At 68.5% G+C, this 10,364-nt stretch carries 10 protein-coding genes; 8 read left to right on the top strand and 2 right to left on the bottom strand.

What is annotated here, in order from left to right; translation table 11 throughout:
* From QQK83_RS05540 to ileS, 5 genes are all read left to right on the top strand, one after another.
* Positions 1 to 484: YcjF family protein (locus QQK83_RS05540; protein ID WP_284262428.1), on the top strand; the 484-nt coding region annotated here is incomplete at its 5' end.
* Complete coding sequence (locus tag QQK83_RS05535; RefSeq protein ID WP_284262426.1) at positions 481 to 1,206, top strand: gamma-glutamylcyclotransferase; 726 nt, start codon at positions 481 to 483, stop codon at positions 1,204 to 1,206. The genes QQK83_RS05540 and QQK83_RS05535, both read left to right, overlap by 4 nt.
* Before the next feature lie 31 nt (positions 1,207 to 1,237).
* A complete protein-coding gene (locus QQK83_RS05530) occupies positions 1,238 to 2,194 on the top strand; it encodes a DMT family transporter (protein WP_284262425.1) in 957 nt (318 codons plus the stop codon).
* 45 nt (positions 2,195 to 2,239) lie between these two features.
* Positions 2,240 to 2,953, top strand: coding sequence for a VIT1/CCC1 transporter family protein (locus tag QQK83_RS05525; RefSeq protein WP_284262424.1), 714 nt, complete (start codon positions 2,240 to 2,242; stop codon positions 2,951 to 2,953).
* Between the two features lie 177 nt (positions 2,954 to 3,130).
* The gene (ileS, locus tag QQK83_RS05520) at positions 3,131 to 6,055 is read left to right on the top strand and encodes an isoleucine--tRNA ligase (RefSeq protein ID WP_284262423.1); all 2,925 of its coding nucleotides are present in this window, start codon (positions 3,131 to 3,133) and stop codon (positions 6,053 to 6,055) included.
* Here the strand turns inward: ileS and lhpI are convergent.
* On the bottom strand, positions 6,052 to 7,737 hold the full coding sequence (gene lhpI, locus QQK83_RS05515; RefSeq protein WP_284262422.1) for a cis-3-hydroxy-L-proline dehydratase: 1,686 nt from the start codon (positions 7,735 to 7,737) through the stop codon (positions 6,052 to 6,054). The genes ileS and lhpI overlap by 4 nt on opposite strands.
* A 132-nt stretch (positions 7,738 to 7,869) precedes the next feature.
* On the opposite strand from lhpI, the gene yghU reads away from it, so the two are divergent.
* Genes yghU through QQK83_RS05500 form a run of 3 tightly spaced genes read left to right on the top strand, consistent with a single transcriptional unit; the run spans position 7,870 to position 9,418 of the window.
* Complete coding sequence (gene yghU, locus QQK83_RS05510; RefSeq protein WP_284262421.1) at positions 7,870 to 8,733, top strand: glutathione-dependent disulfide-bond oxidoreductase; 864 nt, start codon at positions 7,870 to 7,872, stop codon at positions 8,731 to 8,733.
* Complete coding sequence (locus QQK83_RS05505) at positions 8,730 to 8,966, top strand: DUF3253 domain-containing protein (RefSeq protein WP_284262420.1); 237 nt, start codon at positions 8,730 to 8,732, stop codon at positions 8,964 to 8,966. Before yghU ends, QQK83_RS05505 begins: the two co-directional genes overlap by 4 nt.
* Positions 8,963 to 9,418: a methylated-DNA--[protein]-cysteine S-methyltransferase gene (locus QQK83_RS05500; protein ID WP_284262418.1), complete on the top strand. Its 456-nt coding sequence runs from the start codon at positions 8,963 to 8,965 to the stop codon at positions 9,416 to 9,418. The genes QQK83_RS05505 and QQK83_RS05500 overlap by 4 nt, the downstream gene beginning before the upstream one ends.
* Positions 9,419 to 9,535: 117 nt before the next feature.
* Here the strand turns inward: QQK83_RS05500 and ygfZ are convergent, their stop codons facing one another.
* The gene (gene ygfZ / locus QQK83_RS05495; RefSeq protein WP_284262417.1) at positions 9,536 to 10,291 is read right to left on the bottom strand and encodes a CAF17-like 4Fe-4S cluster assembly/insertion protein YgfZ; all 756 of its coding nucleotides are present in this window, start codon (positions 10,289 to 10,291) and stop codon (positions 9,536 to 9,538) included.
* Positions 10,292 to 10,364 lie beyond the last annotated feature (73 nt).

Below are 10,364 nucleotides of genomic sequence, written 5' to 3'. Positions count from 1 at the left end.
GGACCTCGTGGCGCTGGCCGAGGCCGAACTGATGGCCCCGCTCGACGCCGCCGCCCGGATCGAGGTGGAGGCCGCGGCCCGGCAGGTGGCGACGGCCACCGCGCTGGTGCCGCTTGCGCTGGCCGACGTGGTGGCGGCGCTGACGGCGAATATCCGCATGATCCGGCGCATCGCCGAGATCTATGGCGGGCGGTCCGGCGCGCTGGGGGCGTGGCGGCTGACACGGGCGGTGCTGACGCATCTGGTGGCGACGGGGGCGGTCGCCATCGGGGATGACCTGATCGGGTCGGTGGCCGGCGGCTCGGTCCTGTCCAAGGTCAGCCGCCGCTTCGGCGAGGGCGTGGTGAACGGCGCGTTGACGGCGCGCGTCGGCGTGGCCGCGATGGAGGTCTGCCGCCCCCTGCCCTTCGGCGCGGGGCGCAAGCCGGGGGTCACCGCGCTGGTGCGCCGGGCGCTGACGGGCCTGTTCGGGGGGGCGATGTGAGCGACCCGTTTCGCCATCACCCCGGCCTGCGCGGCAAGATCAGGCCTGCGGCGGAGTCCTTTTTCCGCGACATCACCGTCGACAAGGTGCGCGCGATCATGGCCGAGCGCGGGATCGAGGATCGCTTTCCCTACCACCCGGACGCCACCCGCGAGGCCCTGCGCGCCGAAGCGTTGGCCGGTCACGACGGCGACCTTCTGGTCTTCGCCTATGGCTCGCTCCTGTGGGATCCGGCGCTGGAGTTCACCGAGGTGCGCCGCGCGCGCGCCCCGCACCACGCGCGACGGTTCATCCTTGTCGATGTCTACGGTGGGCGCGGCACGCAGGAGACTCCGGGCCTGATGGCGGCGCTGGACGAAGGCGCGGGCTGCGACGGGCTGGTGTTCCGCATCCCGGCCGAGACCGTGGACCGCGAGACCGAGATCCTGTTCCGGCGCGAGATGATCGGGCCGGGCTACCATGCGCGCAGGGTGCCCGTGGTGATCGACGGCGCGGCGGCACGGGCGCTGACCTTTGTCGCCGATCATGACGATCCGCTGATGCGGGCCGACATCACCCGCGCCGAGCAGGTGCGCTATGCCGCGACGGGCGAGGGGTTCCTTGGCACCAGCTACGACTACCTTGCCAGCACGGTGGCCCACCTGGCCGAGATGGGGATCGAGGATGCCGACGCCTCGGCGCTGCTGGCCGAGGTCCGCGCGCTGCGCGCGGGCAGCCCGTGACATTCGGCGCGGGGAGGGGCAGAACGGGGGCATGACCGCCGCCGTCGCCCAACCTCACGCCGACCGCCCGCTTCTCGGCATTGTCCTGATGCTGGGCTTCTGCGTGCTTATCCCCTTCTCCGACGCGCTGGCCAAGCTGCTGGGCGAGGCGTTTCCGCTGCTCCAGCTGATCCTCGTGCGCTTCATCGCGCAGGCTGGGCTGCTTCTGCCCTTCGCACTGGCGCGGGGGGCGGCGATCTTTCCCTCGGGGCGCGTGGTGCGGCTCGCCACGATCCGGACGCTCCTTCAGATCTGCGGCATCGGCATGATGTTCACCGCGCTGCGCTACCTGCCGCTGGCCGATGCGGTGGCCATCGCCTTCGTGATGCCCTTCATCATGCTGCTGCTGGGCAAGTTCGTCCTCGACGAGGAAGTCGGGCCGCGCCGCCTTGGCGCCTGTGTCGTGGGCTTCGTGGGCACGCTGATGGTGATGCAGCCGAGCTTTGCCGCCGTGGGCTGGCCCGCGCTGTTGCCCCTCGGGGTGGCGGTGATCTTCGCCTTCTTCATGCTGGTCACCCGGCAGGTCGCCAAGGAGATCGACCCGATCGCCCTGCAAGGGCTGACCGGCCTGATCGGCCTGCCGATCCTCGTGCCGCTGCTTCTGCTGCCCGCCATCGGGGGCGAGCCGCCGCTTACGGGTTGGACGGCACCGACAGACAGCACCGCCGTTCTGTTGCTCGTGGCACTCGGGGTGACGGGGTCGCTGGGGCATCTCCTGATGACATGGTCGCTCCGCTTCGCGCCTTCGGCGACGCTGGCCCCGATGCAATACCTCGAAATCCCCATGGCGACGCTGGTGGGCTTGCTGATCTTCTCGGAGTTTCCCAACGGCCTTGCGCTCATGGGCATCGGCGTGACCATCGCCGCGGGGCTTTACATCGTGTTCCGCGAACGCGCCGTCAGCCGGGCGGCGGCGCGTGTGGGAACGCCCGCCCCGCCCGCGGGTTGATCCAGCGCAAGGCGGCGCGCGCAAGGACCGGCATAGCCTTGGGCCATGCCAAGCGAACACGGTCACAGCCAGGCAGAGGTCGAGCGGCGGATCGGCGCGCCCTCGGGCCGCGGCTATCTGCGCGACATGATCTACGGCGGCATCGACGGTGCCGTGACGACCTTCGCCATCGTGGCGGGGGTGGCGGGCGCTGGCCTGTCGACCGGCGTGATCCTTGCGCTGGGCATCGCCAACCTGCTGGCCGACGGGTTTTCCATGGCCGCCGGCAACTATTCCGGCACCAAGGCCGAGCGTGACGACACGCGCAGGCTGGCCCGCGTGGAGCGGCGGCACCTTGCCGACGACCCCGAGGGCGAACGCCGCGAGATCCGGGAAATCCTGCGGCTCAAGGGCCTGAAGGGTGACGTGCTCGAAGCCGCGACCGACCAGATCGCTGCCGACCGAGAGGCGGCGGTGGCGCTTATGCTGACCGACGAATACGGCCTCGCCCCGGTCGAGCCGCACCCGATGCGCGCCGCCCTTGCCACCTTCGGGGCCTTCCTCGTGGCGGGGTCGGTTCCGCTTGTCCCCTTCGTCCTCGGGCTGCCCGATGCCTTTCACCTCGCCGCCGGGATGACCTTCGCCGTGTTCTTCGGCATCGGCGCTGCGAAAAGCCTCTGGTCCGAGGCCGCGTGGTGGCGCTCGGGACTGGAAACGCTGCTGATCGGCGGGTTGGCGGCGGCGGTTGCCTACGGGGTCGGAACGCTCTTCGCGCATTGAGCTTTACGGCCCTTTCCGCGCGGCCTATACCGCGGGGCATGACGCATCGTTTCGCCATCGTCATTCGAATTACCGGCCCGGCGCTCTGAGACACTGAGCCGCCGGGACAAGGTGCTTGAGATATCGCATCGCCGCTCGTATTCCCCGACACGACCCGACAGATGAGGAGCGCCCGACATGTGCGCCGACACTCCCGACGTGGACTATAAAGACACGCTGAACCTTCCCAAGACCGAGTTCCCGATGCGCGCGGGCCTGCCCAAGCGCGAGCCCGACTGGCTGGCCCGCTGGGAAAAGATCGGCGTCTATGACCGGTTGCGCGAGAAGGCCGCGGGCCGCCCGCCCTTCACGCTGCATGACGGCCCCCCCTATGCGAACGGCAACCTGCATATCGGCCACGCGCTGAACAAGATCCTGAAGGACATGGTCGTGCGCTCGCAGCAGATGTCGGGCCGCGATGCGCGCTATATCCCCGGCTGGGACTGCCACGGCCTGCCGATCGAGTGGAAGATCGAGGAAGCCTACCGCGCCAAGGGGCAGGACAAGGACAAGATCGACGTCGTCGATTTCCGGCAGGAATGCCGCCGCTTCGCCGAGGGCTGGATCGACGTCCAGCGCGAGGAGTTCAAGCGGCTGGGCATCACCGGCACGTGGGACAAGCCGTATCTCACGATGGATTTCCACGCCGAACGCGTGATCGCCGAGGAATTCCAGAAATTCCTGATGAACGGCTCGCTCTATCAAGGCTCCAAGCCCGTGATGTGGTCGCCGGTCGAGAAAACGGCGCTGGCCGAGGCGGAGGTGGAGTATCACGACCGCCAGACGGATGCGGTCTGGGTGCCGTTCAGGGTCACGTCCGATGGACCGTTGAAGGATCATGACGTCATCATCTGGACCACAACCCCCTGGACCCTGCCGCAGAACCGCGCCATCTGCTTCGGCCCCGACATCTCCTACGGCATCTACGAGATCACCGGCCGCCCCGCGGAATGCTGGGCGCGGATCGGCGACCGCTACCTTCTGGCCGACAAGCTGGCCGAAGAGGCGCTTGGCGCGATGCGGCTGGAGCCGTCGATGTATCGTCGCCTGCGCGACGTGACCGCCGACGAACTGGCCGCGCTGACCTGCGCCCACCCGCTGCGCGGGGCCGAGGGGGCGCAGGGCGAATGGGATTACGACGTGCCCCTCTTCGCGGGGGATCACGTCACCGACGACGCGGGCACGGGCTTTGTCCACACCGCGCCCAGCCACGGTGACGACGACTTCGAGATCGGGCGCAGGCACGGGCTCGAGATGACGTACAACATCCTCGACGACTCGAGCTACCGCGCCGACCTGCCTTTCTTCGGCGGCGAGCGGATCATCAAGGAGAACGGCAAGCCCGGCAACGCCAACAAGGTCGTCATCGACAAGCTGATCGAGACCGGCAAGCTTCTGGCGCGCCGCCGCATCACGATCTCTGACGCGCACAGCTGGCGCTCCAAGGCCCCCGTCATCCGCCTGAACCGCCCGCAATGGTTCGCGGCCATCGACCGCGAGATCGGCGGTGACGACACCTATGGCAAGACTATCCGGGAACGTGCCCTTACCTGCATCAATGACGACAAGCTGGTAAAATTCTCTCCGGAATCTGGGCGCAATCGACTCCGCTCGATGATGGAAACGCGGCCCGACTGGGTGCTCTCGCGTCAACGCGCCTGGGGCGTGCCGCTGACCTGCTTCGTCAAAAAGGGCGCGGCACCGACCGACCCCGATTTCCTGCTGCGCGACCCCGCCGTCAACGCCCGCATCCTCGAGGCCTTCGAGGCCGAGGGCGCGGATGCCTGGTACAAACCGGGCGCGAAGGCCCGCTTCCTCGGGAACGAGTACGACCCCGAGGAATGGGAACAGGTGTTCGACATTCTCGACGTGTGGTTCGACTCTGGGTCCACCCACGCCTTCGTCCTGCGCGACCGCGAGGACGGGTCCGAGGACGGCATCGCCGACCTGTATCTCGAAGGCACCGACCAGCACCGCGGGTGGTTCCATTCCTCGATGCTGCAGGCCTGCGGCACCATCGGGCGCGCGCCCTATCGCGGGGTTCTGACCCACGGCTTCACGCTGGACGAGAAGGGCATGAAGATGTCCAAGTCCATCGGCAACACCGTCGCCCCGCAAGAGGTCATCGACCAATACGGCGCCGATATCCTGCGGCTCTGGGTGGCGCAGGCGGATTACACCGTCGACCTGCGCATCGGGCCCGAGATCCTGAAGGGCGTGGCCGACAGCTACCGCCGGTTGCGCAACACGATGCGCTTCATGCTGGGGTCACTCGCGGACGTCACGGCGGCCGACCGGATCGATCCGGCCGACATGCCCGAGCTGGAACGCTGGGTGCTGCACCGGCTGTCGGAACTGGACGAGGTCGTGCGCAAGGGCTACGCCGCCTACGATTTCCAGGGGGTGTTCCAGGCGCTGTTCAACTTCGCCACCACGGACCTGTCGGCCTTCTACTTCGACATCCGCAAGGATGCGCTTTACTGCGACGGCGACACGCCCCGCCGCCGCGCTACGCGCACCGTGCTGGAGATGCTGTTTGACCGACTGACCATCTGGCTTGCGCCGGTTCTGGTCTTCACCATGGAAGAGGTCTGGCTGGAACGGCATCCGGGCGAGGCGTCGAGCGTCCATCTGCAGGATTTCCCGGAAACGCCGGCCAGCTGGCGCGACGAGGCGCTGGCGGCGAAATGGGGATACATCCGATTGGTGCGCAAAGACGTCACTGCTGCGCTTGAACTGGTTCGGAACGAGAAGAAAATCGGCTCCAGTCTCGAAGCTGCACCTATCGTCTACTTCGCAGGGGATGCAGCCATGTTGGAAGAAGTCGACTTCTTCGATCTGGGCGGCGATAGCTTTGCCGACATCTGCATTACGTCCGACATCACTATCAAACGTGGACGCCCTGAAGGTGCGGAGAAAATCGACGGTGATATGATGGCTCGTTATGTCGTCTTCCACAAGGCCGATGGCGAGAAATGCCAGCGTTGCTGGAAGATCCTTCCCGACGTGGGGAGCCACGCGCACGCAGGCGTCTGCGGGCGCTGCGACGAAGCTTTGGGTTAAGCCAACCAGGCGGGCGGCGCGGTCTCTGCGCGGCCCGTCATCGCCGCTTGCGCGCAGGCGGCGATACTGCCGAACCGCACCGCCCGCGCGCTCAGGCCGGGGGCGTAATGGGCGTATTTGCCCGAATTCGTCATCAGGGTCCGCGCCGCGGGCGGGAACACCGGCTCGGTGATCGAGCACCAGCACAGGTCAGGGATGACCTGCACCCCCGCCGCCTCCAGCCGATCCAACAGCCCCTCGGCCCGCGCCCCTTCCAGCACGTCCCGCCCGACCGTGAGAATGGCCGACACACCGGGCGCGCAAGACCGCCCCGCCAGCGCAGCGTCGAAGGCGCGAAGCTCGGACAGCGAGGCATGGGGGCTGCCGATGGCGACAAGCTCCACCGCCTCGGGCCCTTGGTTGAACTCGGCCCAGGCGCGCGCGATGTCGGCTTGCGTGATCCGCAGCACGGGCGCGCCGGGCCTCGGCGGCACGTCGTCCTCGGGCGTCACCCCCTCCACATGCAGCAGCGCCGAGGCCGAGGTCGTCCCGAACGCCGCGCAAAGCGCGCGCAGGTCGTCTGGCCGGGGCGCAAGCCCCGCCACCCCCCGCAACAGCGGCACCCGGTCGGGCGCGCGCAGACCGGCAAGCCAGCCCAGAAGCGGCCAGAGCGCATCATCCGCCCCCTCGGGCGCGTCCACGTCGACCACCACCTCGGCCACCCGGTTGGCGTCGAGATAGACGCCCGTTTCCGGCGCGCGGCCCGTCATGGCGATGAAGAGATCGAGGTAATCGGGATGCTTCGCCGTCCGCGCCCCCAGCACCGAATTGGCGTAGATGACGGCGTTCGATTCCGACCAGCCGATGACCTCGCCCCGGTCCGGCACCGAGACGCCCTGGTAGGGCGCGCAGGTGAAGCTGGGTGCCGCGCCCATGCGGACATAGGCATCCGCCAACCGGCTCGCCTTGGTCCCGAAGAGGGGCGGCACGCCCCGGCCCTGCCAGCCCTGCCGGTCGACCGAGATGGCGTTGATCGTGGTGGGGATCGCCACCCGCGCGCCCATCCCGGCCATGGCTTCGGCAAAGATCAGGTTGGCGTCATGGGCAAGGATGCAGCCGTCGATATGCCCACGGCTCACGTCGATCAGCCGCGCAGCCCCCTGCACGGCGGCCATGGTGCCCAGCACCTCCTGCGCCAGTTGCACGGCGCGGCCCTCGCTGCCCGAAAGCCGCGCGCGGTCGCCCGCATCCAAGCCGAGATCGCCGGGCGTCACCGGAGACAGGGCGATGTCGAGCGCGCCCGCGCGCAGGCGAGTGCCAGTGATCTCCGCCCGCCGCTCCTTGGCGAGGGCCGCGTAGCTCTCCGGCGAAAGATGCAGCACCGCGAGCGGCCGGTCGAACATCCGCGCCGCGATCAGCGCGCCAAGCGTCAGGATCTCTTCCGCCTCGCGGAAAACCAGCGCGGCGGGGGCAAGGCCCGAAAGGGCCAGTTGCAACAAGACCCCGCTCCCCGAGCATGACCCGCGGCTGGTGGGCATCAGCACGACACGGCCCGCAAGGCCCTGGGCATGGGCGGGATGATGCGCGTCGATCACACGGCCCGTGTCGGGGTCGACCCCGCCCCAGAAGCTCAGCCCCTCGTCACAGACGAGAACCTCGCCCGCGGCCTCGGCGGCAAGGATGATCCGGTCATGGTGCTGCATGTTTTCCCCCGCCCTTTGCAGTCAGGCTGACCTGAGCAGGGTGACTGTGCAAGGGCGCCTGTTGGGGAATCGCCTCGGCGGACCTATGTCCTTGGCGAACGTGCCACGACAAGACACAGGGACCGACGCGCAATGACCGAGAGCTACACCCCCCCGAAGATCTGGACCTGGGACACGGAGAACGGCGGCAAATGGGCCAGCCTGAACCGTCCCATCGCGGGTGCCACCCATGACAAGGCGCTGCCGGTGGGCACGCATCCGTTCCAGCTTTACTCGCTGGCCACACCCAATGGCGTGAAGGTCACGGTGATGTTCGAGGAGTTGCTCGCCGCGGGCCACGCGGCCGAGTATGACGCATGGCTGATCCGCATCGGCGATGGCGACCAGTTCGGCTCGGGCTTCGTCGAGGTGAACCCCAATTCCAAGATCCCCGCGCTGATGGACCGCAGCGGCCCCGAGCCGGTGCGCGTCTTCGAATCCGGCGCGATCCTGATGCATCTCGCCGAGAAATTCGGGGCCTTCCTCGGCCGGCCCGAGGACCGGCCCGAGCTTCTGTCCTGGCTGATGTGGCAGATGGGCAGCGCGCCCTATCTCGGCGGCGGCTTCGGGCATTTCTACGCCTATGCGCCCTATCCGATGGAATACCCGATCAACCGTTTCGCCATGGAGACCAAGCGCCAGCTCGACGTGCTGAACCGGCACCTCGAGGGGCGCGAGTGGATGGTGGGCGACGGGCTGACCATCGCCGATATCGCCATCTGCCCCTGGTATGGCCGCCTCGTGAAGGGCGAGGCCTATGACGCGGGCGAGTTCCTGTCGGTGCACGAATACGAGAACGTCGTGGCCTGGGCCGACCGGTTCTACGCCCGCCCCGCGGTGCAGCGCGGCGCGATGGTGAACCGCACCTATGGACCGCCCGAGATGCAGCTTTGGGAACGGCACGACGCCGCGGATTTCGAGACGAAGACGCAGGACAAGGTGCAGGCCGGCGAGTGACGCCCGACGACGCGCGCATCGCCGCGGTGCTGATGGACCTCGCGCATCGGCGCGGGGTCGGGCGCAGCTTCTGCCCCTCCGAGGCGGCGCGCGCATTGGCCGAGGATTGGCGCCCCCTGATGGCAGAGGTGCGACGCGTGGCGGCGGGGCTTCCGTTGAGGGCGACGCAGAAGGGCGTGGCGGTGGACCCCGTCACCGCCCGCGGGCCGATCCGGCTGGGCCTGCCGCCATGAGGCGCGCGGCGCTTGGTACGCCGCTGGGCCCCGTCTGGGTCGAAGCGCGGGAGAGGGTCATCACGGCAAGCGGATGGGGAGAGGCCCCGCGCCGGACGGATGATCCGCTGCTGACCGAGGCGTTTGACCAGCTGCGCGCCTATTTCGAGGGACATCGGCAAGTGTTCGACCTGCCCCTCGAGCATGGCCGGTCCGGCCTTTCGGCTTCGGTCCTGTCGGCGCTGGCCGCCATCCCCTTCGGCGAGACGCGGAGCTATGGCGAGCTGTCACGCGCCCTTGGCGCGCCCGCGCAGGCCATCGGGCAGGCCTGCGGCGCGAACCCGCTTCCCATCCTCATTCCCTGCCACCGGGTGCTGGGGGCAAAGGGCCTTGGCGGCTTCAGCGCGCCGGGCGGGGTCGAGGCGAAGGTCTGGCTCCTGCGGCACGAAGGGGCCGCGGGACTGCTGATCTGAGGCACCGCGCAAACCTGCAGGTTTGCGTCTCGGAAAACTGCAGTTTTCCGCCAATGTTTTCCTGCAGGAAAACGCCCTCGCCAAAAATCCGATCACCTCACAGGGTTCTCCACAGGCCTAGGGCCTGTTCCATGTGACTTTCGCACCTGCGGCCGTCATCTCCCCCTCGGTCCGGTCGAAGCGCAAATAGGCGATGCCGCGGCCTTGGGCCTGTGTATAAAGCGTGCCGGCGGGCTTTTCCCCCGCCATGATCGGCGTGCCGACCGGTGCCGTGCCACTGACATCGACCACGGCCAGACCCTTGCGCAGCTCGGTCTTGTGCTTCATCCGCGCGGTCACCTCCTGGCCGACGTAGCAGCCCTTGCGGTGGTCCACGCCCGACAGGCGGTCGAAGCCGGCCTCGAGGATGAATGTCTCCTCCGGGATCAGCTCCACCCCCGTCTCGGGCACGCAGGCCGCGACGCGCAGCGCTTCCCAGTCGATCGCGGGCGTGCCGCCCTCCATCCCGTAGCCGCGCCAGCCGAGCGAGGCATCGCGCGGATCGGCAAAGCCCCCCTCGGGCGGCGCGCCAAGGCCGCGGACGACCGGCAGGCCGCTGTCCTCGATCGTCACGTCGGCGCGCAGGCGATACATCATCAGGCGCTGCGCCAGCCGCGGCGCGGCGTCGGCCTTCACGTCCAGCAGGATGTCCTCGCCCCGGTTCAGCAGGAAGAAATCGAACAGGTATTTCCCCTGCGGCGTCAGCAGCGCGGAATAGACCAGCCCGCCCCCCGGCGCGGCCAGATCCTTGGTCACCAGCCCCTGCAGGAACCCCTCGCGGTCGGCCCCGCCGATCCGCAGCACCATCCTGTCGTCCGTGCGTTCGCCCGGCATCATCACCTCCGTTGATCCGTCATCTCACAGCTAATCAACGCGCGGGCCCGCGCCAAGCCATGCCCGCCGATTG

Source organism: Roseicyclus amphidinii (assembly GCF_030163755.1).
Taxonomy (GTDB): Bacteria; Pseudomonadota; Alphaproteobacteria; order Rhodobacterales; family Rhodobacteraceae; genus Roseicyclus; species Roseicyclus amphidinii.
This window is presented reverse-complemented; position numbering and strand designations above follow the sequence as displayed.